The sequence below is a fragment of the Gluconacetobacter entanii genome (assembly GCF_003206495.1).
In the GTDB taxonomy this organism is placed as follows: domain Bacteria; phylum Pseudomonadota; class Alphaproteobacteria; order Acetobacterales; family Acetobacteraceae; genus Novacetimonas; species Novacetimonas entanii.
Window position 1 is genome coordinate 51,220 of the sequence record NZ_NKUF01000004.1, and the last position, 21,410, is coordinate 72,629.

21 protein-coding genes and 1 pseudogene are annotated in these 21,410 nt (G+C 63.4%); 11 read left to right on the plus strand and 11 right to left on the minus strand.

Annotation, left to right across the window (positions count from 1 at the left end; genetic code table 11):
• Positions 1 to 3: 3 nt before the first annotated feature.
• From CFR72_RS03120 to CFR72_RS03130, 3 genes are all read right to left on the minus strand, one after another.
• Positions 4 to 606, minus strand: a complete 603-nt coding sequence (locus CFR72_RS03120; RefSeq protein ID WP_110912600.1) for an anthranilate synthase component II — start codon at positions 604 to 606, stop codon at positions 4 to 6.
• 86 nt (positions 607 to 692) lie between these two features.
• On the minus strand, positions 693 to 2,240 hold the full coding sequence (trpE, locus tag CFR72_RS03125) for an anthranilate synthase component I (protein WP_110912601.1): 1,548 nt from the start codon (positions 2,238 to 2,240) through the stop codon (positions 693 to 695).
• Positions 2,241 to 2,278: 38 nt separating this feature from the next.
• Positions 2,279 to 4,210, minus strand: coding sequence for a peptidylprolyl isomerase (locus CFR72_RS03130; RefSeq protein ID WP_110912602.1), 1,932 nt, complete (start codon positions 4,208 to 4,210; stop codon positions 2,279 to 2,281).
• Positions 4,211 to 4,511: 301 nt separating this feature from the next.
• On the opposite strand from CFR72_RS03130, the gene tpiA reads away from it, so the two are divergent.
• The 4 genes from tpiA (at position 4,512) to kdsA (ending at position 8,196) form a co-directional block, all read left to right on the plus strand.
• A complete protein-coding gene (tpiA, locus tag CFR72_RS03135; RefSeq protein ID WP_110912603.1) occupies positions 4,512 to 5,255 on the plus strand; it encodes a triose-phosphate isomerase in 744 nt (247 codons plus the stop codon).
• Between the two features lie 40 nt (positions 5,256 to 5,295).
• Positions 5,296 to 5,610, plus strand: coding sequence for a preprotein translocase subunit SecG (secG, locus tag CFR72_RS03140; protein WP_110912604.1), 315 nt, complete (start codon positions 5,296 to 5,298; stop codon positions 5,608 to 5,610).
• A gap of 124 nt (positions 5,611 to 5,734) precedes the next feature.
• Entirely contained in the window at positions 5,735 to 7,366 is a 1,632-nt protein-coding gene (locus tag CFR72_RS03145; RefSeq protein ID WP_110912605.1) for a CTP synthase, read from the plus strand.
• A gap of 8 nt (positions 7,367 to 7,374) precedes the next feature.
• Positions 7,375 to 8,196 (plus strand): 3-deoxy-8-phosphooctulonate synthase, encoded by an 822-nt coding sequence (gene kdsA / locus CFR72_RS03150; protein WP_208629953.1) that lies wholly within the window; start codon positions 7,375 to 7,377, stop codon positions 8,194 to 8,196.
• Positions 8,197 to 8,300: 104 nt separating this feature from the next.
• Here the strand turns inward: kdsA and CFR72_RS03155 are convergent, their stop codons facing one another.
• Positions 8,301 to 8,789 carry a DUF3429 domain-containing protein gene (locus CFR72_RS03155; RefSeq protein WP_110912678.1) on the minus strand — a complete coding sequence of 163 codons (489 nt, stop codon included), beginning with the start codon at positions 8,787 to 8,789 and terminating at the stop codon, positions 8,301 to 8,303.
• A 151-nt stretch (positions 8,790 to 8,940) separates the two neighbouring features.
• On the opposite strand from CFR72_RS03155, the gene eno reads away from it, so the two are divergent.
• Together eno and CFR72_RS03165 are read left to right on the plus strand one after the other, a co-directional pair.
• A complete protein-coding gene (gene eno, locus CFR72_RS03160) occupies positions 8,941 to 10,221 on the plus strand; it encodes a phosphopyruvate hydratase (RefSeq protein WP_110912607.1) in 1,281 nt (426 codons plus the stop codon).
• Positions 10,222 to 10,298: 77 nt separating this feature from the next.
• A complete protein-coding gene (locus CFR72_RS03165) occupies positions 10,299 to 10,628 on the plus strand; it encodes an FtsB family cell division protein (protein ID WP_110912608.1) in 330 nt (109 codons plus the stop codon).
• Between the two features lie 93 nt (positions 10,629 to 10,721).
• Here the strand turns inward: CFR72_RS03165 and rpmG are convergent, their stop codons facing one another.
• Positions 10,722 to 10,889 (minus strand): 50S ribosomal protein L33, encoded by a 168-nt coding sequence (rpmG, locus tag CFR72_RS03170; protein WP_025813389.1) that lies wholly within the window; start codon positions 10,887 to 10,889, stop codon positions 10,722 to 10,724.
• Positions 10,890 to 11,049: 160 nt separating this feature from the next.
• On the opposite strand from rpmG, the gene CFR72_RS03175 reads away from it, so the two are divergent.
• Together CFR72_RS03175 and lexA are read left to right on the plus strand one after the other, a co-directional pair.
• Positions 11,050 to 12,252 carry a molybdopterin molybdotransferase MoeA gene (locus tag CFR72_RS03175; protein ID WP_110912609.1) on the plus strand — a complete coding sequence of 401 codons (1,203 nt, stop codon included), beginning with the start codon at positions 11,050 to 11,052 and terminating at the stop codon, positions 12,250 to 12,252.
• An 88-nt stretch (positions 12,253 to 12,340) separates the two neighbouring features.
• Entirely contained in the window at positions 12,341 to 13,045 is a 705-nt protein-coding gene (lexA, locus tag CFR72_RS03180; protein WP_110912610.1) for a transcriptional repressor LexA, read from the plus strand.
• 9 nt (positions 13,046 to 13,054) lie between these two features.
• Here lexA and bioD read toward each other — a convergent pair whose 3' ends face one another.
• Genes bioD through CFR72_RS03195 form a run of 3 tightly spaced genes read right to left on the minus strand, consistent with a single transcriptional unit; the run spans position 13,055 to position 16,303 of the window.
• On the minus strand, positions 13,055 to 14,467 hold the full coding sequence (gene bioD, locus CFR72_RS03185; protein WP_110912611.1) for a dethiobiotin synthase: 1,413 nt from the start codon (positions 14,465 to 14,467) through the stop codon (positions 13,055 to 13,057).
• Positions 14,464 to 15,117: an alpha/beta fold hydrolase gene (locus CFR72_RS03190; protein WP_110912612.1), complete on the minus strand. Its 654-nt coding sequence runs from the start codon at positions 15,115 to 15,117 to the stop codon at positions 14,464 to 14,466. Before CFR72_RS03190 ends, bioD begins: the two co-directional genes overlap by 4 nt.
• Positions 15,104 to 16,303 (minus strand): aminotransferase class I/II-fold pyridoxal phosphate-dependent enzyme, encoded by a 1,200-nt coding sequence (locus CFR72_RS03195; protein WP_110912613.1) that lies wholly within the window; start codon positions 16,301 to 16,303, stop codon positions 15,104 to 15,106. Before CFR72_RS03195 ends, CFR72_RS03190 begins: the two co-directional genes overlap by 14 nt.
• A gap of 71 nt (positions 16,304 to 16,374) precedes the next feature.
• On the opposite strand from CFR72_RS03195, the gene CFR72_RS03200 reads away from it, so the two are divergent.
• Together CFR72_RS03200 and CFR72_RS03205 are read left to right on the plus strand one after the other, a co-directional pair.
• Positions 16,375 to 17,646 (plus strand): adenosylmethionine--8-amino-7-oxononanoate transaminase, encoded by a 1,272-nt coding sequence (locus tag CFR72_RS03200; RefSeq protein ID WP_110912614.1) that lies wholly within the window; start codon positions 16,375 to 16,377, stop codon positions 17,644 to 17,646.
• A gap of 155 nt (positions 17,647 to 17,801) precedes the next feature.
• Positions 17,802 to 18,074 carry a hypothetical protein gene (locus tag CFR72_RS03205; protein WP_110912615.1) on the plus strand — a complete coding sequence of 91 codons (273 nt, stop codon included), beginning with the start codon at positions 17,802 to 17,804 and terminating at the stop codon, positions 18,072 to 18,074.
• A 274-nt stretch (positions 18,075 to 18,348) separates the two neighbouring features.
• Here CFR72_RS03205 and CFR72_RS18420 read toward each other — a convergent pair.
• Together CFR72_RS18420 and prmC are read right to left on the minus strand one after the other, a co-directional pair.
• Positions 18,349 to 18,678 (minus strand): annotated as a pseudogene (locus tag CFR72_RS18420) (DUF4167 domain-containing protein); the annotation flags it as partial.
• 282 nt (positions 18,679 to 18,960) lie between these two features.
• Positions 18,961 to 19,836 carry a peptide chain release factor N(5)-glutamine methyltransferase gene (gene prmC, locus CFR72_RS03215; protein WP_110912617.1) on the minus strand — a complete coding sequence of 292 codons (876 nt, stop codon included), beginning with the start codon at positions 19,834 to 19,836 and terminating at the stop codon, positions 18,961 to 18,963.
• Positions 19,837 to 19,866: 30 nt separating this feature from the next.
• On the opposite strand from prmC, the gene CFR72_RS03220 reads away from it, so the two are divergent.
• Entirely contained in the window at positions 19,867 to 20,328 is a 462-nt protein-coding gene (locus tag CFR72_RS03220; RefSeq protein WP_110912618.1) for a hypothetical protein, read from the plus strand.
• Positions 20,329 to 20,346: 18 nt separating this feature from the next.
• Here the strand turns inward: CFR72_RS03220 and prfA are convergent, their stop codons facing one another.
• The gene (gene prfA, locus CFR72_RS03225; RefSeq protein ID WP_110912619.1) at positions 20,347 to 21,408 is read right to left on the minus strand and encodes a peptide chain release factor 1; all 1,062 of its coding nucleotides are present in this window, start codon (positions 21,406 to 21,408) and stop codon (positions 20,347 to 20,349) included.
• Between the last annotated feature and the right edge of the window lie 2 nt (positions 21,409 to 21,410).

Genomic DNA, 21,410 nt, shown 5'->3' on the forward strand with positions numbered 1-21,410 from the left:
CGCTCAGGCAGCCCGGGATTTGGACGGTACGCTGCCGGTGCGCGCGATGGACAGGAAGTTGGCCAGGATATCGTGGCCGTGTTCCGAGGCGATGCTTTCGGGATGGAACTGCACCCCGAAGATCGGCAGGTCACGATGCCGCAGTCCCATGATGACCCCGTCGGCCGTCCATGCCGTGGGTACCAGCGTATCGGGCAGCGTATCAGGATCGACGGTCAGGCTGTGGTAGCGGGTGGCGCGGAACGGGTCCGGCAGGCCGGTGAAGATGTCCGTCCCGTCATGCATGACGGGCGAGACCTTGCCATGCATCGGGATGGGGGCGCGCACGACCTTGCCGCCAAAGACCTGGCCAATCGACTGGTGGCCGAGGCAGACGCCAAACATGGGGATTTCCCCTGCCGCGCGCGCGATCAGGTCGCAGCAGATTCCGGCTTCGTTCGGGGATCGGGGGCCGGGTGAAAACACGATCGCCTCGGGCTTGAGGCGCATCGCCTCATCGACGCTCAGCGCATCATTGCGGCGGACGTCACAGCGTTCCCCCAGATCCCCCAGATAGTGGACAAGGTTGAAGGTGAAGCTGTCATAATTGTCGATCAACAGGATCATGACGATATCATGACCTTCCGGCGTGGCAGGGTCAAATCCCTGTTGGGGGGATCGGTAAAATAAATGTGTATATTCCCGTACAACATTTATTCACCCGCCCGGTCTGGCTGTTCGCGACTGGCGAAGCGGACGGCCTCCTCCGCCGCGCGGAACAGGGCGCGGGCTTTCTGGCGGGTTTCCTCGTATTCGGCCTCGGGGACGCTGTCGGCGACGACACCGCACCCGGCCTGCACATACATCCTGCCGTTCTTGACGACCGCCATGCGCAGCCCGATGCAGGTATCCATCTGTCCTTCGGGACCGAAATAGCCGATGCACCCGGCATAGGTCGCCCGCCGTGTGGGTTCGACCTCGTCGATGATTTCCATGGCCCGGATCTTGGGCGCGCCGGTAAGCGTGCCGGCAGGAAACCCCGCCATCAGCGCATCAAGTGCTTCAAGCTCCGGCCGGATGGTCCCCTCCACATTGGAGGAGATGTGCATCACATGGCTGAACCGTTCGATGACGAACTGTTCCGTCACCCTGACGGAGCCAAGTTCGCACGCCTTGCCCACGTCGTTGCGGCCAAGGTCGATCAGCATGAGGTGTTCGGCACGTTCCTTGGGGTCCGCCAGGAGATCCTGCTCCAGCGCCATGTCTTCGGCGGCGGTGCGCCCACGCGGGCGTGTGCCGGCAAGGGGGCGCACCGTCATCGTGCCATCGCGCAGCCGTACCAGGATCTCTGGTGAGGAGCCGACAAGGCTGAACCCGTCAAGGTCGAGGTAAAACAGGAACGGCGCGGGATTGATCCGGCGCAGCGCGCGGTACAGCGCGAATGGCGGCAGTGTGAATTCCGCCTCGAACCGCTGGCTGGGCACGACCTGGAACGCATCGCCCGCAGCGATGTAGTCCTGGATGCGACGCACCACCGCACAGAATTCTTCCCGCGTGAACGGCGACGTGGGTACCGGCGGGGCAATGGTCCCCGTCTCCGGTTGCGGCGTGGGCAAAGGCGTGGCCAGCGCCGCGCCGGCCTGTCGCAGGAGATCCTGCCCCCTGTCCCATATCGCCTCGGCCGGGATATCGGCGTCGGGGCGCAATGGCACCGCCAGCAGCAGTTCGTCGCGCACCGTGTCGAAAATGGCGAACAGGCCGGGGCGGATCATGATCCCCTCGGGCAGGTCGAGGTCATCGGGCGGAATATCCGGCAGGTATTCCATCTGCCGGATCATGTCATAGCCGAGATAGCCGAACACCCCGCCCGTCATCGGGGGAAGATGGTCCGGGAGTTCGATGCGGCTGGCGTGCAGTACGTCACGCAGGGAGTCCAGTGGCGGACGCTCATCAGGGCGGAATTCATGCCGGGCGGCGGACGGGTCCGTACACAGGCTGGCGCGGCCGTCATGGCAGCGCCAGATCAGGTCCGGCAGCAGGCCGATGACCGAATAGCGCCCGCGCGAGACCCCTCCCTCCACGCTTTCGAACAGAAAGGCGTTGCGTCCACCCGTGCCGCCGCCATGACGCTTCGCCAGTGGTGACAGGTGCAGGAAGGCTGCGACCGGTGTCAGCAGGTCCGCAGGTTCCACCCGCCATGCGACCGTCGCCTTCCCGGCGCGCAGCAGGGCCAGCGCCGCTTCCCGGTCGGAAGCAGGCATTGCCCGGAACGAAGGGATGAACTGCGAAGGGTCTGTACTCACTGTCCTGCCTCTGGATTGCCCTTGCCGGAAACGGCGGACATGACGGCGTTGATGGCGCTCGGGTTGGGTTTGGGTTTTACGATCGCCTGCAGCGCCTGAGCATAGCTCATCTCCACATCATCGGCCACGGCCTGCGACAGGGTGGTGCTGATGCGGTCGAACAGCATGCGCTGCGCCGCCGGGTCGGGGGAGGAAACATCCGTCAGCGTCGCGACATAGAAGGCCCCGTCCGCCTCCACCATCAGGCTCTGCCCCACATGGTCAAGACGGAAGGCGATTTCCGCGACATCATGCGGAACCTCGTTCACGTCATGCGCGCGGGAGAAAGGCGCGCTGTGTACCAGATCGGGCACGGCGGGCTGGATATGGGCAAGGCCACCACCATCCTGCGCCTGCGTGTAAAGCGTGGTCGCCGCCTGATCGGCGGTGTGGCGGCGGGCATCGTCCATCCATGCGTCCCGCACCTTCTGCGCCGCGTCCTCATACGACAGCGGGCGGGCGGGCGTTTCCCCATCGACGGAGACGGCGTACCACGTCCCTTCCGGCGCCTGCAGCAGTTCGGGGCTGCTGCCCCTGGGCTGGGAGAAGACGCGCGCGACGATCGCCTGGCGCACGGCGTTGCTGCCGGGAATTGGGGCGGGGTTGCCTTCCTGCGTCATGCCATGGGCATCAACGTTGCCCGCAACCGCCACGGCGCCAAGTTCGGAGGGAATGGAATCCAGCCCACCGCCGGCGATGGCGTCCTGCAGTTTCTGCACCCGCTCACCGATCTGCGCCTGAACCCTCTCGGCTAGGGCCTGCGCCTGCAGGGCGGGACGTGCGGAGTCAAAGTCGGAAATATGGGCCGGGGTCACATGGATGACACGGAAGATGGCCCAGCCACCATCCGTATGGACGGGCGGCGACACGGTATCGGACGGGGCCGTGAAGATCTGCCGTGCGAGGTCCTGCGACGGGATGGAGGAGATTCGGATGTCATCCATCTCCACGCTTGCGCTGTCCTTGCCCGCGCTTTTCTGCATCGCGTCCCAGTTCGCCCCGCCCTGCCACATGGCCAGCAGTTCGCGGGCGCGCGCCTCGGTCGGGGCGGTGATGACCTGTACGGAGCGTGTCTCGGGCGTGTTGAAGCGCTGGGCCTGCTGTTCATACATGTGATGCAGGTCCGCGTCGGGAATGGTCATGGAATGCGCCACGGTATCGGGCGAAAGGACCACGATTCGCGCGTGCCGGTAGGCCGGGGCCTCGAACAGCCACGGGTGGTTGGCATAGAAGCGGCGGGCCTGCGCATCCGTGGGGGCCCCGGGCGTCTGCGCGGCAAAGGGCACGCGCACGATGTCCACCCTGCGGGTCTGGGCCTCCAGGTCGAAGATGCGGCGCGTCAGGATGGCGGGCGCGCCCGCGCCATTGCGAATCGGCTCCATCAGCGCCTTCGACGCCTGCTCGGCACGGACGAGTTCAATCAGCCGTGCCTCGGTCATGCCGCTGCTGCGCAGCCGGGTGTTGAACAGGGCGCGGTCGAACTTCCCGTTCTTGTCCTGGAAGGCCGGGATGGCGAAGATTTCGGCGCGGACCGCGCTGTCGGGGACCAGCAGGCCGTGCTGGCGGGCGGCGAGCGCCACCTCGTCCTGCAGGATCAGGCGCTGGAGGACCTGCTGCGCGATCTGTTCGCGCGTGGCGGCGGGGATCTGCGACGGATCGTCAAGGTGCATCTGCTGCGCGATCTGGGGCATTTCCGTGCGCAGCGCCTGTTCATAGGCCGGCACGAGGATCGGGTCAGGCCCGACGCGCGCCACCACATCGGCGCGTTCGGTGCCGATGTTCATCAGGACATCCCCCACGCCCCACCCGACGAACGTCAGGAAAAACAGCCCCACGACAACCCTGCCGACCCAGGAATCGACAAAAACACGGCACAAGAATGATAACATGCAGACACCAGACCCAGACGAAAATCGGCAAGTAGACGCGGCATGACCCATGCGCGCATGGCATGGATGGGCCACTTTTTCAGCAGCGGCACCATACGGCCCCACCGCGCGTTTGACCAGTCGGGCGTTTGCGCGCAACGCCGTCCCCCACGTCCCTGCCCCACCGTGCGGACGGGTTGCCACCCGGCAGGCGGCATGGTGTAGGTTGGAGCGAGCATCCGCGCCGCCCGGCCATCATCAGGCACGGGCCGGCCAACGGTATGAAAAAAGTCCAGCAAGTGCAGTAACCGGAAAAACAACAATGAAGCAGATCATCGTCGGCAACTGGAAGATGAACGGCATGACCGCGGACGCCGCCAAGGCGGTCGACGACATGGGCGCGGCCATGGGACAGGATGTTTCTGGCGCGCAGGTGGTCATCTGCCCGCCCTTCACGCAGTTGGCGCTGCTGGGGCCGAAACTGCGCGAACACGGGATCGCGCTGGGGGCGCAGGACTGCCATCAGGATCCCTGTGGCGCGCATACCGGCGACATCGCGGCCAGCATGCTGCGTGACCTTGGTGTTGAATACGTGATCCTCGGCCATTCCGAACGTCGCCGCGACCATAACGAACTTGATGAAACCGTGCGTGAAAAGGCGGTCGCGGCCGCGGCGGCGGGCCTGACGCCCATCGTGTGCGTGGGCGAGAATGCCGACCAGCGTTCCACCGGGGATTCGCAGGAAACCGTCGGATGGCAGATCCAGGGATCCCTGCCGCAGGGATTTTCCGGTATCGTGGCGTATGAACCCGTCTGGGCGATCGGGTCGGGCACGGCCGCGTCACAGCAGGATATCGCCGACATGACGCAGTTCATCCGCGAGGAACTGGTCCGGCAGTTTGGCGATGCTGGTAAAACCATAAAAATCCTTTATGGTGGATCGGTCAACGGACGTAACGCCGCCGATATCCTGCCCATCGCCAATGTTGGCGGCGCGCTGGTCGGCAATGCCAGCCTGGCGGCGGAGACGTTCATGCCGATCGTCCGTGCGGCGGTCGATATCTGATTTCATCGGCCCCGTCCGCAGGGGATAGCTGGGAACAAGTATGATCACGGTCCTTCTTTTGTTGCATCTGTTTGTCACGGTGGCACTGATCGGGACGATCCTGATCCAGCGCAGCGAGGGCGGTGGCCTCGGGATCGGAAGTTCGCAGGGAATGGGGTCATTCATGTCGGGCCGGGGCACGGCAACGCTGCTGACGCGTTCGACCGCCATCCTCGGCACGATCTTCATGGTGCTGTCGCTGACGCTCGCGATCATGAACCGCGGCGCGTCGTCGGGTGTCGGGCATGACATCCTGGAGCAGCCCCCCGCCCCGTCATCCCCGGCTGCACCCACGGGCACGCCCGCGACCAAATGACGTATGTGACCGGCCCGGCGGACTGCGTGCAGGATGCCGGGCCGGAGATTTTTCTGCCCATGCGTGAATGACCCCGTCAATTGGGTCTTTCATGCCGGGCGCAAGCAGTGTAGGAAGGCCCTCCATGACGCGGTTTGTATTCATCACCGGCGGCGTGGTGTCCTCCCTTGGCAAAGGTATCGCTTCGGCTGCCCTTGCCGCCCTCCTCCAGGCCCGTGGCTATCGGGTCCGGTTGCGCAAGCTCGATCCCTACCTGAATGTCGATCCGGGGACGATGAGTCCCTACCAGCACGGCGAGGTCTTCGTGACCGACGATGGTGCGGAGACGGATCTCGACCTGGGGCATTACGAGCGTTTTACAGGCGTACCCGCGACCAAGGCAGACAATGCCACGACGGGCCAGATCTATTCCGATGTGATTGCACGGGAACGGCGTGGCGAATATCTCGGCGCGACGGTGCAGGTCATTCCCCACATCACCAACGCGATCAAGGAAATGATCGTCGCGGGGACCGAGGACGTTGATTTCGTCCTTGTGGAAATTGGCGGCACGGTTGGCGATATCGAAAGCCTGCCCTTCCTTGAATCCATCCGTCAGCTACGCAATGACCTTGCGCCCGAGCAGACGATGTTCATTCACCTGACGCTGCTGCCATGGATCGCGGCGGCCGGTGAACTCAAGACCAAGCCCACGCAGCATTCGGTCAAGGAACTCCAGAATGTCGGCATCCAGCCGCAGATTCTGGTCTGCCGTTCCGACCGGGAGATCCCGACCAACGAGCGGCGCAAGATCGCCAGTTTCTGCAACGTCCGGCCCGAGGCGGTCATCGCCGCGCGCGATGTCGATACGATTTACGCCTGCCCCATTTCCTATCACGCAGAAGGCATGGATACCGAGGTGCTGCGCCATTTCGGCCTGCCCGCGGACCAGGAACCCGACCTGTCGCGGTGGGAACATATCGTCGATGCGATCCGCCATCCCGAACGGGAGGTGACGATTACGGTCGTGGGCAAGTACACCGCCCTGCTCGACAGCTACAAGTCCCTGATCGAGGCGCTGCACCATGGTGGCATCGCCCATCGCGCCAAGGTGCGCCTGAACTGGGTCGAGGCCGAGGATTTTGAAAAGTCCGACGCCAGCCTGCAGGCGCTTGCACGGTCCGACGCCATCCTCGTCCCCGGCGGTTTCGGGGAGCGTGGCTCGGAAGGCAAGATCCGCGCGGTGCAGTTCGCCCGTGAAAACAACATCCCCTTCCTTGGCATCTGTTTCGGCATGCAGATGGCGGTGATCGAGTGCGCACGCAATCTGGCGGGCCTGCCCAAGGCGTCGTCCACCGAATTCGGCCCGACGGAGGAACCCCTTGTCGGCCTGATGACGGAATGGGCGCGTGGCAACGAACTGCTTCGCCGGCGTGAGGGTGGCGAACTTGGCGGGACGATGCGGCTTGGCTCCTACCCGGCCCGGCTTGCAGAAGGTTCGCATGTGGCGAAAATCTATGGCCGGACCGACATCCGTGAACGCCATCGTCACCGTTACGAGGTGAACGTCCATTACCGCGAGCAACTGGAAAAGACGGGCCTGCGTTTTTCCGGCATGTCGCCCGACGGCATCCTGCCGGAGATCGTGGAATATCCCGACCATCCGTGGTTCGTCGCGGTGCAGTACCACCCGGAACTGCTGTCGAAGCCGTTTGACCCGCATCCGCTGTTTTCCGGACTGGTTGGCGCGGCGTTGGAGCGGAGCGCACGCCAGTGAACGCACCGGTGTCAATCCGGGTCGGGGATCTGGTGATCGGCAATGACCGGCCGTTTACCCTGATCGCCGGTCCCTGCCAGATCGAATCGGAATCCCATGCCATGGAGACCGCCGATTCGCTGCAGGCCATCGCGCGTCGCCTGGGAATCGGGCTGATCTACAAAAGCTCCTTCGACAAGGCGAATCGCACCAGCCTGAACAGTGCGCGCGGAATCGGGGCGGGTCGCGGGCTGGAAATCCTTGCCCGCGTGCGGGAGCGTTTCGACATTCCCGTACTGACCGATGTCCACCTGCCGGAGCAGTGCGCCCCAGCGGCCGAGGCGGTGGATGTGCTGCAGATCCCCGCTTTCCTGTGCCGCCAGACCGACCTTCTGCTTGCGGCGGGTCAGACGGGTGCCGCGATCAACGTGAAGAAGGGGCAGTTCCTTGCCCCGTGGGACATGGCCAACGTGGCGGCGAAGATCGCCTCGACCGGTAATGAACGCATCATGCTGTGCGAACGCGGGACGTCATTTGGCTACAACACGCTGGTCAATGACATGCGTGCCCTGCCGATCATGGCGCAGACCGGGTTTCCGGTCGTCTATGATGCGACCCATTCCGTACAGCAGCCTGGCGGTCTGGGAAGTTCGTCGGGCGGGCAGCGGCAGTTTGCCCCGGTGCTGAGCCGTGCGGCCCTTGCGATCGGGGTGGCCGCCGTGTTCATCGAAACCCACGAAGATCCGGACAACGCGCCGAGCGATGGTCCTAACATGATTCCTCTGTCACAGATGGAAGGCCTGCTGTCCACTCTGCAGCGTTATGACCGCCTGACCAAGGAGACGGTCTGAATTCCGGACGCCGCCTTTTCTTAAAAAAGGCGGTGTTCTTCTGAAGCAAAAAAGCCTCACCAAAAACTTGTATGACTTACGGGCTGTGCCATGGGTGGTTGGCGTCATGCGCTATATTTCCATGACAGGGCCATGACCGTGACTGCAAGGAGGCAGACTTCCACCACCGTCACGACAATCCATTGCAGGGTCATGTAGCCGCGTGGCATTGCCCCCCTGCGCCATGCCATGCGTTCCACCACCACCACGCCGGCAAACCCGGCCATCAGCATCAGTACCGCCGCGAGTTCATGGAACATGGCCGCACACAGCGACAGCCAGCCGATACCGGCAGGCACGCCGCCCAGCAGCAGGCGGTAAGTGCTGATTTTCCCCGTCTCCTGTCCCGGCGTGATGATGGCGGGTGTCTCCAGCGCCAGTCCCCAGTGGACGGCCCCCATGAAGGACAGCATCACCGCCCCGTATCCCACCGTGACCTCCAGCATGCGTGGCGTCACGGCCGGCGAGAGGAAGATGATCGCACAGGTGCACCCCACGATCGGGAGCAGGCTGGCGATACCCATGATAATGGCCAGAAGGGGAAGGCGTTTCACGACAATGGGCACTCCTTGCTAGTTTTCATCTTATCGCACTGAGACATGTGACACGTCATATGTTTCTGGTATCGTCACCTGCATCGGGTATCGGGAGCATGTCCGGTTTTCGATACCTCAATAAACTCTGGAAAAAGAGGAAACGGATATCATGAGCGCCATTATCGACATCATCGCCCGCGAAATTCTCGACAGCCGTGGCAACCCGACCGTGGAAGTGGACGTGGAACTGGCATCCGGGGCCAAGGGTCGCGCGGCAGTTCCCTCCGGCGCGTCCACCGGCGCGCATGAGGCCGTGGAACTGCGTGATGGTGACAAGTCGCGTTATGGCGGCAAGGGCGTTCTGAAGGCCGTCGGCAATGTCGAAAACGAAATTCTTGGCGCCCTGCAGGGTGTCGAGTCCAGCGACCAGGTCGCTATTGACGAGGCGATGATCGACCTTGACGGGACGCCGAACAAATCCCGCCTCGGCGCGAACGCCATCCTTGGCGTTTCGCTGGCGGTGGCGAAGGCCACGGCAGAAGAACTGCAGGTGCCTTTCTATCGCTATGTAGGGGGCGTTTACGCGCGTACGCTGCCCGTGCCGATGATGAACATCATCAATGGCGGCCAGCACGCGGACAATCCCATCGACATCCAGGAATTCATGATCCAGCCAGTGGGTGCGCCCACGGTGACCGATGCGATCCGCATGGGCTCGGAAATCTTTGCACAGCTTAAAAAGAGCCTGTCCGGCGCGGGCTACAACACCAATGTCGGGGATGAGGGCGGGTTTGCCCCGGCCCTGAAATCCGCGGATGAGGCGCTTGGCTTCATCAGTCGCGCGGTGGAGGCTGCGGGCTATCGCCCCGGTGATGACGTGACGTTCGCGCTCGATTGTGCCGCGACCGAGTTCTATCACGATGGTCGCTATGAACTGAAAGGCGAAGGCAAGTCGCTCGACGCGGGGGGGATGATCGCCTACCTTGCCGATCTTGCCGCGCGTTATCCCATCGTCTCGATCGAGGACGGACTGGCCGAGGATGACTGGGAAGGCTGGGCCGAACTGACCGCGAACCTCGGGGGAAAGCTGCAACTGGTGGGGGACGACCTGTTCGTGACCAACCCGGACCGCCTGCGTCGCGGGATCAAGGCTGGCGTCGCCAATTCCCTGCTCGTCAAGGTCAACCAGATCGGCACGCTGAGCGAAACGCTCGAGGCCGTGCAGATGGCGCAGCATGCGGGCTATACCGCCGTCATGAGCCACCGTTCGGGCGAGACGGAGGATTCCACCATCGCCGATCTGGCGGTTGCGACGAACTGCGGGCAGATCAAGACGGGCTCTCTCTCCCGCTCCGACCGGACGGCGAAATACAACCAGTTGATCCGAATCGAAAACGAACTGGCAACCGCGGCGCGCTATGCTGGCCGCACGATCCTCAAGGCGGGCTGAAGCCGCGTGGATCCCGGTGGCGTCCGTGCGATGCGGATGCCATCACTGACGCACAAAAGACGGATACCGGATAACAGATGCGGATTGGCAAGATCATCAGGCGGGTTGTCGGCAGCGCCCTGCCCCCTGCCCTTTTCATCGGGCTGACGGCTTATTTCGGCTGGAACGTGATGCGTGGCGAACATGGCCTGCACAGCTATGCCGCGCAGTTGCGCCTGCTTGATGAAGCCAACAGCGCGCAGAAGGACGCCTATGCAGAGCAGCAGGTCTGGCTGCGCCGGGTGCGGGGGCTGAAGGAAAACACCCTCGATCGTGACCTGATGGACGAACGCGCCCGTTCGATGGAGAACCTTGCGCGGCAGGACGAGATCGTCGTTCCCTACGGGCCACATGACCGGTTGTACTGACGCCATCCGGGCCAGTCGCGGATACGGATACGAAAAAACCCCGGCACAACTGGATGGACCGGGGTTTTTTCATACCGACACAGGGTCGGAAGGTTACTTGATTTTCGCTTCACGGAACGTCACGTGCTTGCGCGCGACGGGGTCATACTTGCGCATTTCCATCTTGCCGGTCTGGGCACGGGCGTTCTTTTTCGTGACGTAGAAATAGCCGGTATCCGCCGTGGAAACGAGCTTGATCTGAATGGTGTTGGTCTTTGCCATGATATCCTCAGCACTGCTCCGCCGCTGCTGGAACACTTGGGTGCAGCAGTGGTTCAAGTTTGGCGGAAAATGCGCATACAAGAGGCTGAGGTCAAGCTTTTAGTCTTGATATTCGCCTTCAAAATCCTCTTAACCGGCAAAAAAAGGAGTCCGGCCTGCCATGTTGAGCGTTTCAGAAGCCCGCGAACGTATCCTCCAGGGGCTTCGCGCCACCGCGCCGGAGATCGTCTCCCTCTCCTGCGCTTCGGGCCGTGTGAGCGCATCGCCGGTGTTCGCGCGGCTTGATAACCCGCCTGCCGATATTTCCGCCATGGATGGATATGCCGTGCGTGCGGCGGACCTGTCGGGCGACGGCGTGCAACTGCGCCTGATTGGTGAAAGTCCCGCCGGGCATCCCTTTGGCGGCACGGTGGGGGCTGGGGAATGTGTGCGGATCTATACCGGCAGTATCGTGCCCGCCGGGGCGGATGCGATCGTGCTGCAGGAAAATGCATCACGCCACGATGACATCATGACCACGACGCAGGTCGCGCAGGCGGGCCTGTATGTGCGCAGGCGGGGACAGGATTTCGCCCATGGGCGGGAAATCATCCCGTCGGGCCGGCGGCTTGATGCCCGCGCCATCGGCCTTGCCGCCGCAGCCAACCATCCATGGCTCAGCGTTTATCGCCGTCCGCGTGTCGCCATTGTCGCGACGGGGGATGAACTTGTCCTGCCGGGTGAACCGATGGGGCCGGGCATGATCGCCAATTCCAATACCCTGATGCTTGAGGCACTGATCCGCGCCGCAGGGGCGGAACCCGTGATGATGCCGGTTGCGCGCGACCGCATGGAGGACCTCATCGCGCTGTCACGCATGGTTGAGGGCATGGACATGCTGGTCACGATCGGGGGCGCCAGCGTGGGGCGTTACGACCTTGTGCAGGAGGCCCTGAAGCGGATCGGCGTGGAGATGGATTTCTGGAAGATCGCCATGCGTCCGGGCAAACCGCTGATGCATGGTCGCCTGGGGGCGATGCCGGTGATCGGACTGCCCGGCAATCCGGTTGCTGCGTTTGTCTGTGGAACGCTGTTTGTGGCCCCTGCGTTGCGGCGTCTGATGGGACAGGATGCGGTCGGCCCCGAAATCGGGATGGCGATCCTCGGCGCGGATGTGGAGGCCAACGACCAGCGCGAAAGTTACCTGCGCGCACGCCTGCGTCATGATGCGGCGGGCCGGTTGATCGCCCTGCCCTTCCCGCAGCAGGATTCCGCGATGCTGCAGGTCCTGTGTGACAGTCAGGCGCTGGTCATACGCGACGCCAAGGCTGCGCCCGCCCGGAAGGGAGATGCCTGCAGGATCATCCGCCTTGATATTCCCTGAGACAGGGAGTTGACCTGGGAGCGGGAACTAACATAGAACGAAGGATAAGTTTTCTGGTTTTGTTCCTTGGTGGCGGGAGATATCCTTCATGCTGACGCGTAAACAACATGAACTCCTGCTCTATATCGACCGGCACCTGAAGCAGACAGGATTCTCCCCTTCCTTTGACGAGATGAAGGATGCGTTGGGCCTGCGTTCGAAATCCGGCATCCACCGCCTGATTTCCGCGCTGGAGGAACGCGGGTTCGTGCGGCGCAAGCATCACCGCGCCCGTGCGCTGGAGGTTGTGCAGATCCCGCAGATCGAGGCGGCGGACACCGCCATGCGTGGCGCCGATGCGTTTTCCCCCACGGTCATCAAGGGAGACTTCACCCCCATCCTTCCCGCCGTGCAGGTTGCGGCCACGGTCGATGCGGTCCGGGTGCCGTTCCTGGGCCGTATTGCCGCAGGCCACCCGATCGAGGCGATCAGCGATACGACGAACCTGATTGATGTCCCGGCGGGCCTTGTCGGGGCCGGCACCTATTACGCCCTGGAAGTCTGCGGCGATTCGATGATCGAGGCCGGGATCCTTGATGGGGATACCGTGATCGTGCGGCAGGACCGCAATCCCGAAAACGGGGAAATTGTCGTCGCCCTGATCGAAGGGCATGAGGTGACCCTCAAGCGCCTGCGCCGCAAGGGGAGCACCATTGCGCTGGAACCGGCCAACGCACGGTACGAAACACGCATCATCCCCGCCGACAAGGTCGCCATACAGGGCAGCCTTGCCGGCCTGATACGGCGTTACTGAAGGACCGGATCAGGCGGCGGGATGCCGCAGCGTCTCCCATCGCGGCACGCGGTGGGCCAGTTGGGCGATGGCCGGGGCATTGACGTCTTCCAGCATCGGAAACTCCGCCAGGATCCGGACCTTGCCATGCCGTTCAATGGCGCTGCGGGCGCAGGCGTTCTCCGGCCCGTTCAGGATGACGCCCATGACCGGGATATTGCGCTGCCGCAGCATGGCGAGGCTGAGCAGTGTGTGGTTGATCGTACCCAGCGTACTGCGCGCCACCACCACCACCGGCAGGGCAAGGCGTTCCATCAGGTCGAGCATCAGGAAACCGGGACTGATCGGGACCATGACGCCCCCGGCCCCTTCCACGATCATGGGGCGGCCGGATGAATCATGCGGCATGACGATCCGGTCGGGATCAATGACCTCCCCTTCGCAGGCTGCCGCATCCTCGGGTGAAAGTGATGCGGCATAGACCCCGGCGGGCGGGTGCAGGCGCGCGGGAGGAAGTTCCGCCAGCGCCGCGACACTGCTGGTATCGGCGGGTTCGTCCGCGATGCCGCTTTGCAGGGGTTTCCAGTATGAGGCATCCCAGGCCCGCGCCAGCACGGCGGATACCAGTGTCTTGCCCACCCCGGTATCGGTTCCGGTTACGAAAACGCCGGAATGTGGGGTGCGCCGGAAGATCCCGAAGGCGATATTGTAATTCACGCTGAACGTGGCGTCGCTGTCGGCCCGCTTCAGGACACGGCGCAGACCCTCTGCGCGCGCATCATGTGTGGGGACGGGCACATCCGCCCCGATGGCGCGCAGTTCACGCACGAAGGTAAGTGCCGATTGCGGAACCTCGACGATGGTTTCGCGTGTCCATGTCCCACTTCCCGTCTGTGGCCAGTCCTGCTCCAGCGTCGCTAGGTCGGGATAGGCCGCCATCGGGCAGGGCAGGTCCAGCGCTGCATAATGGTCCCGCCATTGCGCAAAGCTGCCTTCGCACAGCGTGGAGAGCGCCAGCACGCCCGCAGGGGAAAGCAGCGCGGCAAGCCGTCCGATGGTGTCACGTCGTGCGACGAACCACTGTGCGGCCATGCTGGAGCAGATCAGGTCGAACGGCCCCGTCAGGTCAGGCTGCTCCGCATCCATGAGGTGACAGGTAATGTGCGGGTCGTCGCGGAATCTGGCCCGTGTCTGTTCCAGCATCCCCGGCGCGATATCCGTGGCCACGATCTGCGCCGTGGGATACAGCAGGCGCATATGTCCCGTCAGGAAACCGGTTCCGCATCCGACCTCAAGGATGCGTTTCGGTCCCGGAGGCGGACAGGCCCGTTCGATCCGCTGCGCCAGGTGGCCTGCGGCAATACGCTGGACGCGGGCTGCGGCGTCATAGCCTGAGGCCGCGTCAAACCTGCGGGCGATACGGTGCTTATGCGAGGGGGTCACGGCGTTATACGTTCCATCATGCGGTCAATCACGTTCAGGCAGGCGTCGGGATGGGTCAGCGGCAGCAGGTGCCCCCCTGTCTGCCAGTCAATGGTGGTTCCGGGCGGGAAGGAAGCCTGCGTAAGCGCGGGCGGGGCAATGGCGTCCCCGGTTCCCGCGACACAGTATATGGGGCAGTCCGTGGATCGTGCGACCGGTCGTGCATCCAGCCTCAGCAGCATCTGCAATCCCTCATGCAGCCGTTCCGGATGTGGCGCGCCGGGAGCAGGCATGTCGGTTCCCGCCTGATGGCGGAAGTCGCGCACCGTGGCGTCGGGTGCGCTTTCAAGCCTGCGCATCATCCGCGTCAGGAGGCGTGCAGGGACGCCCTGCGGGAAATCTTCGGACGCGGCGAAGCGTGCAAAGCCATTGAGCAGCACCATCCCCCTGCACTGTTCCGGCATTTCGGATAACAGCCACAACGCGCCAAGCGAATGTCCGACCGCCATGAAGGGCCGGTCTGGCAACGCCATGTGGGGACTGGCTGAAAAATAGCCGAAATCGAGCGTCAGGCATTCCCGCTGTGACGCCGCCCCGCGGATCGGGGCCCATATTTCCGGCCCGAACCCCCACCCATGCACAAAGAGGAGTGGCATGTCAGTCATGGACATGTCGTACCTCCCCCGCAGCCTGCCTGATGGCGGCGAGCAGTCTGTCAATCATGGCGTCATCATGCGCAGCACTCAGCGCAAGGCGAATGCGGCTGCCGTTTGGCGGGACCGAAGGCGGCCGTATGGGAATGCCCAGCACGCCCTCGCGCGCCAGTATGGCGGCGAACGCCATCGTCCGCTGCGTCTCCCCGATCTCGATCGGGATGATCTGGGTCGCAGAGGCGCCGGTGGACAGGCCGAGCGCCCGGATCGCCTGCCGGACGGTCCGGGCCATCGTATGCAGGCGCAGGCGCTGCGCATCCATGGACGGGACAAGATCCAGCGCGGCGTCGATCGCCCCGAGGTTCGTTGGCGGCAGCGCCGTGGTATAGACAAAGCCGGAGCAGCAGTTGGACAGCCATTCGCACATCGCACGGGATCCCGCCACATAGGCCCCGAAGCTGCCCAGCGCCTTGCTGAACGTGCCCATCACCAGATCGACGCCCTGCGTCATGGCCGACAGGCCCCGTCCCTGTGGCCCCAGCACGCCGGTCGCGTGGGCTTCGTCCAGATAGAGGAAGGCGTCATATTCCCTGCCCAGCGCATGCAGCGCCTGGATGTCCACACAGTCCCCGTCCATGCTGAAGACGCTTTCGGTGACGATGAAGCGCATGCCCGGCCTGTCGCGATGCTTTTCCAGAAGCGACGCCAGATGCGCAAGGTCGTTATGGCGGAAACGGATCTGGCGTATCCCCGCCGCCTGACAGCCATGATGCAGGCTGGCATGGTTCAGGCGGTCGGTAAAAACCAGCGGCGCGCTGCCGGTCCGGGCCGTGGCCATGCGGCACAATGCCGGCAGGACGGAGGCATTCGCCTGCCATCCCGATGCGAACAGCAGCGCTGCCTCGGTATGCTTGAATGCCGCCAGCTTCGCCTCGACCGCGCGATGGGCCGGGGTGGTGCCGGTAACCAGGCGTGACGCGCCACTGCCACTGCCCCATCGCCGCCCCCATTCGCAGGCGCGGTCAATGAGGTCGGGATGGTGCGCAAGGCCCAGATAGTCGTTGGAGGAGAAATCCACCAGCACCTGCCCGTCACGCACGATCGTCACGGCGTCGCGATGGGTGATCGTCGCCGGTCTGCGGCGTATCCCCTCATGTTCCAGCGCATCAAGCGCCGTCTGGAAAAAATCATCAAAACGCGCCATGAAGCGTCCTCTCCCGCCGATGGCTGTCGCATCGGCCAAACATGCCTGTCCCAATATCACGGAGAACCCGCATGCGTGGACCCCAATGGCTGGATGACGGCATGCCGCACATCTGGCTGCCCTATACACAGATGCAGACAGTCCTGCCTCCCCTGCCTGCGGTCCGCACGTCGGGCTGTGACATCCATCTGGCGGATGGGCGGGTGCTGGTCGATGGCATCGCGTCGTGGTGGACGGCCTGCCACGGATATAACCACCCCCATATCCGCGAGGCCGTCAGCGCGCAGTTGGGGCGCATGCCGCATGTCATGTTCGGCGGCCTTGTGCATGAACCAGCGCTTACACTTGCCACGCGGCTGGCGGCGATTCTTCCGGGGGATCTGGAGCGGGTGTTCTTCACCGATTCCGGGTCTGTCGCGGTGGAGGTCGCCATCAAGATGGCCATCCAGTACTGGATCAACCGCGGCGTTTCGGGACGCAACCGCCTGCTGGCGTTCAGGGGCGGATATCATGGTGACACGCTGGCCACGATGGCGGTGTGCGATCCCGAAGAAGGGATGCATGCGCTGTTCAGCGGTGTCCTGCCCCAGCATTACATCGTGGACCTGCCGCGCGATGAGGCCAGTTTCAGGGCGCTTGAGACGCTCCTGTCCGAATCGGGGGATGAAATCGCGGCGATTCTGGTCGAACCCATGATCCAGGGCGCGGGCGGGATGCTGTTTCACGGGCCGGACGTGCTGCGCCGATTGCGGACATTGGCAGACAGGTATGGGGTCCTGCTGATTTTCGATGAAATCTTTACCGGATTCGGGCGCACCGGGACCATGTTCGCGTGCGAGCAGGCGGATGTGGTGCCCGATATCATGACCCTGTCAAAGGCGCTGACGGCCGGGACCATGGCGCTGGCCGCGACGGTGACGCGATCGCATGTGTTCGAAGCCTTCCTGTCGGACAATCCGCTGCATGCGCTGATGCATGGGCCGACATTCATGGCCAATCCCCTCGCCTGCGCCTGCGCCAATGCGTCGCTGGACCTGTTCGCAACAGAACCCCGCCTGCAACAGGTCGCGCGGATCAGCGCGCAGATGACCGAGGAGCTTGAGGCATGCCGGGGACTGCCGAACGTCCGTGACGTGCGTGTGATGGGGGCCGTGGGTGTTGTGGAACTCGACGCGATCGCGGACATGAACCGCCTGAAGGCGGCGCTGATCGCGCTGGGTGTCTGGGTGCGTCCGTTCCGCACCATCATCTACCTGACCCCCGCCTTTACCGTGCGTCCCGAGGAACTGTCGCGCCTGACCTCGGCCATTGCGCAGGTGATACGCGACGGCGCTGCCGGCTGAGGCATCCATGATCGAAGGGGGCCTGCCGGCGGGACGGAGGGGCAATTCCGTCCCTGCATGGGGAATGCAGGACGGAGCCCGGACCTGTGGACATGGCAGCATACGTTGCCCGATCTGCACTAGGTCATGCCTGCCGGATCTGGTATGGATACGCCATGACGTTTTTTCAACATCGTTCCTGGCGTGTGACAAACCATGACAGCAAGCGACAGATTGTGCTGAAAATCCTGTCTGATGGAAAAGCCCGCTCGGTCAAGGAAATAGGCGATATGTTCCCTGAAATGGGCACATATCACGCACGTCTGGCGCTTCAGGCGCTCAGGAACCAGGGGCTGGTCAGCGTTGATGACGACCCGACATCGGGACGTCGGCGCAAGGTATGGAAACTGGTGACGCCCGACACGTCCGGGCGTGAGACATCACAGTAATACGTCCGGGCATTTCCCCATGTGCGCATGTTGCCGTCACATGGGGAGGGTTCATTATTTACGAATTGGTTGACGCGAGCTCTTCCGTGTTCGCGGCAGGTGCGGCATTGCCGCCATTGTTGTTGCCGCTGTTGCTGCTGCGTGAGCGGGAGCGGCTCTTTTCGGCGGGCTTGGGGTCCGGCTTGACGGTTTCCGCGACGGATTCGTTGTTTTCTTCCTCGTCGCTTTCGCTATCGGAATCCGCCGTGTTCTGCTGTGCCGGGGTGTTCGGCTGACGCTGCTGGCGGGAGGCCTGGCGTTCCTGACGTTCCTGCTGGCTCTGCTGCGCGGCCTGCGTCATGGCATTGAGGATGCGGAAATAATGTTCCGCGTGCTGGAAATAGGCTTCCGCCATTACACGGTCGCCAGACCCGCTGGCATCGCGGCCAAGCTGGAGATATTTCTCAAAAAGCTGCTGGGCGGTCCCCCGCACGCGAAGATCGGGACCGTTGCTGTCAAAGACATGATTGCGGTTCAGGGGTATCTGCCCGTTATTATGGCGTGACCCACCGCCATTGCTGCCGCCCGAACGATGGTGACGGCCTCGCATGCGTTTTATGTTCATAAGCTGCGCAGCACTTTCATGTTAACGGTCACCCGCAGGGCACCTGACCGTAGGGACGCCTTCATGCCCCTGCCTGTTATAAATAATGAATGCCCGACATCATTGTCGAACCTCGATCCCGTGGTCCACGTCAGGGGACAACAGGACAGATCGCGATCTGCCACCGGATTATATACAATCGGGATCGTTCGCTTTCCGGGCAACTGCGAAACGTCATGCGTTTCCAGTTCCGTTATGCGCCCTCAATATAGCCTGCAAATCATTGGCCGCCAAATTATTTTTTCATGGCTCCCCTGCCTGCCGCACAACCAGAGCGCGCGCGATTCCGCCAAGGTCACGGCGGATATCGACCACCTCCATCCCTTCTGCGCGGCCAAGGGCGGCCACGTCGCGGTCCTGCCCGATCCCCAGTTCCACGATGCCAAGGCCATGCGGGCGCAACAGGTGCACCAGCGCGCGCATCACGATGCGGTAGCAGTCGAGGCCGTCATCACCCCCGTCAAGGGCGCGGTGCGGTTCATGGTCGCGGACATCGGGCATCAGGCCCTGCAGGTCCATATGCGGGATATAGGGCGGATTGCTGAATACAACGTCGAACCGTCCCGCGATGGCCTGCGCCCAGTCCCCGCAGATGATGTCACATCGCCCCGACAGGCCCACATGCCGCGCATTGCGCGACGCCAGCAGTGCGGCGTCGGGGGACAGATCAACCCCAAGTCCCCATGCCTGTGGATATTCCTTCAGGGCCGCCAGCAGCAGGCAGCCCGTCCCCGTCCCGAGGTCAAGGATCGTGCGGACATCCCCCCGGTCGGGACGCAGGTCCAGCAGCGCTTCGATCAGCGTTTCGGTATCGGCGCGCGGGATCAGCGTGGCGGGGGAAACCTCCAGCGTCATGGACCAGAACCCTGCCCTGCCGGTCAGGTAAGACAGCGGCTCATGCATCGCCCGTCGTGCAAGCAGCGCATGGAACTGCTCCAGCAGGGCGGTTTCGATCCGGTCACGCAGCAGCAGGCCACCAAGGTCCGTTCCCAGCACATGCGCCAGCAGGAGACGCGCTTCGCGGCGGGGCGTTTCGATGCCGGCCTGTGACAGGTGATGGGTCGCCTGTTGCACGACCATGCGCAAATCATGGGTGCCGGGCGGATCATCCTCTTTCATTGGACCATGTTTCCATCATACCCTGTCGCCATGAAATCCGTTGCTCACCTTCTCTGTCGCGGCCTTGTCCCGGCGGCGTTCTGTCTTGTGGCCATGACGTCCACGGCTTTTGCCAGCACGTTCGATGTTACGGATGGCTGTGCCTCGGACGAGATTTCCGAGGTTTCGCGCCTGTATATCGACGAACGGCTGGTGGCGACATTCCAGCTTGACCCCCGCCATGCCGAACGCACCGTCACTATTGAAACACCTGTCGGCCGGCTCAATCATAGCTACGCCCTGTGCGGGGAGATCACGATCCGCCTCCCCACGGGCAAAGCCGAAACGCATGAAGTCAGTGGCGAAGGTGTCCTCCATGCTCCCGATGGGCATCATCTGGTGGCGCTGGGCGCGAAGAATTTTACCGAATTCTACCTTGATGACCCCGATGATCCCGATGTGGTGGAACATCACCCCGGCCGCAGTTCGCTGTGCGCCGCACCGACGTCGTAACCTTTCGGCTCCGGCTTCTCAATCCTCGTCCATCGCCAGCAGGGCCGCCTGTTCCTCCTGCGTCAGGGCGTCGACGAACTCATCAAGTTCACCGCCCATGACCTTGTCGATCTTGTAAAGCGTCAGGCCGATGCGATGGTCGGTGACGCGCCCCTGCGGGAAATTGTAGGTACGGATGCGTTCCGACCGGTCACCCGTGCCAACCTGTGACCGGCGATCGGCCGCACGGGTTTCGTGGGCGGCGGCGCGGTTGCGTTCATACAGGCGCGCACGCAGGATCTTCATCGCCTTTGCACGGTTCTTGTGCTGGCTCTTTTCTTCCTGCATCGCCACGACAATGCCGCTGGGCATATGCGTGATGCGCACGGCGCTTTCCGTCTTGTTGACATGCTGCCCGCCCGCGCCGGAGGCGCGATAGACATCAATGCGCAGGTCGCTGTCATTGATCTCCACATCCACTTCTTCCGCTTCCGGCAGGACGGCGACCGTGACGGTGGAGGTATGGATGCGGCCCTGGCTTTCGGTGGCGGGAACACGCTGGACGCGGTGCACGCCCGATTCATATTTCAGGCGCGCGAACACGCCCCGGCCGGTAATGTTGGCGATCCCTTCACGCAGGCCGCCAAGTTCGGATTCATCATATTCGAGGATCTCGAACCGCCATCCCCGCTGGTCCGCATATCGCTGGTACGCCCCGAACAGTTGCCCGGCGAACAGCGCCGCCTCGTCCCCGCCCGCCGCCGGACGGATTTCAAGGATGGCGCTGCGTTCATCCGCCTCGTCACGCGGCAGCATGGCGATGCGGATGTCATGTTCCAGCACGGGGATGCGCTGGCGCAGTTCCGTAAGCTCACTTTCGGCAAGGCCGCGCATTTCCGGATCGTCAAGCAGGCCCTGCGTTTCCTCCACCGCCTTTTCGGCGGCGCGCAGGGCATTGACCTTGGCAACGATGGGATCGAGTTCGGCAAATTCGCGCGATGCCTGGCTGAAGGCCGCGCCAGACAGTCCTTCGGCCAGTTGCGCCTGCAATTCCTCGCTGCGGGCTACGATCCGGTCAAGTCGTTCGTCAAACCGCGCCACCC

Excerpts from the sequence above, each read along its gene's own strand:
- CFR72_RS03195 (WP_110912613.1), bottom strand. The coding sequence starts at position 16,303 with ATGGCGCGTTTTGATGATTTTTTCCAGACGGCGCTTGATGCGCTGGAA.
- CFR72_RS03120 (WP_110912600.1), bottom strand. The coding sequence starts at position 606 with ATGATCCTGTTGATCGACAATTATGACAGCTTCACCTTCAACCTTGTC.
- CFR72_RS03165 (WP_110912608.1), top strand. The coding sequence starts at position 10,299 with ATGCGGATTGGCAAGATCATCAGGCGGGTTGTCGGCAGCGCCCTGCCC.
- eno (WP_110912607.1), top strand. The coding sequence starts at position 8,941 with ATGAGCGCCATTATCGACATCATCGCCCGCGAAATTCTCGACAGCCGT.
- prmC (WP_110912617.1), bottom strand. The coding sequence starts at position 19,836 with ATGAAAGAGGATGATCCGCCCGGCACCCATGATTTGCGCATGGTCGTG.
- CFR72_RS03190 (WP_110912612.1), bottom strand. The coding sequence starts at position 15,117 with ATGTCCATGACTGACATGCCACTCCTCTTTGTGCATGGGTGGGGGTTC.
- lexA (WP_110912610.1), top strand. The coding sequence starts at position 12,341 with ATGCTGACGCGTAAACAACATGAACTCCTGCTCTATATCGACCGGCAC.
- CFR72_RS03205 (WP_110912615.1), top strand. The coding sequence starts at position 17,802 with ATGACGTTTTTTCAACATCGTTCCTGGCGTGTGACAAACCATGACAGC.
- CFR72_RS03175 (WP_110912609.1), top strand. The coding sequence starts at position 11,050 with ATGTTGAGCGTTTCAGAAGCCCGCGAACGTATCCTCCAGGGGCTTCGC.
- CFR72_RS03200 (WP_110912614.1), top strand. The coding sequence starts at position 16,375 with ATGCGTGGACCCCAATGGCTGGATGACGGCATGCCGCACATCTGGCTG.
- CFR72_RS03130 (WP_110912602.1), bottom strand. The coding sequence starts at position 4,210 with ATGTTATCATTCTTGTGCCGTGTTTTTGTCGATTCCTGGGTCGGCAGG.
- trpE (WP_110912601.1), bottom strand. The coding sequence starts at position 2,240 with ATGCCTGCTTCCGACCGGGAAGCGGCGCTGGCCCTGCTGCGCGCCGGG.
- tpiA (WP_110912603.1), top strand. The coding sequence starts at position 4,512 with ATGAAGCAGATCATCGTCGGCAACTGGAAGATGAACGGCATGACCGCG.
- CFR72_RS03220 (WP_110912618.1), top strand. The coding sequence starts at position 19,867 with ATGAAATCCGTTGCTCACCTTCTCTGTCGCGGCCTTGTCCCGGCGGCG.
- rpmG (WP_025813389.1), bottom strand. The coding sequence starts at position 10,889 with ATGGCAAAGACCAACACCATTCAGATCAAGCTCGTTTCCACGGCGGAT.
- secG (WP_110912604.1), top strand. The coding sequence starts at position 5,296 with ATGATCACGGTCCTTCTTTTGTTGCATCTGTTTGTCACGGTGGCACTG.
- CFR72_RS03145 (WP_110912605.1), top strand. The coding sequence starts at position 5,735 with ATGACGCGGTTTGTATTCATCACCGGCGGCGTGGTGTCCTCCCTTGGC.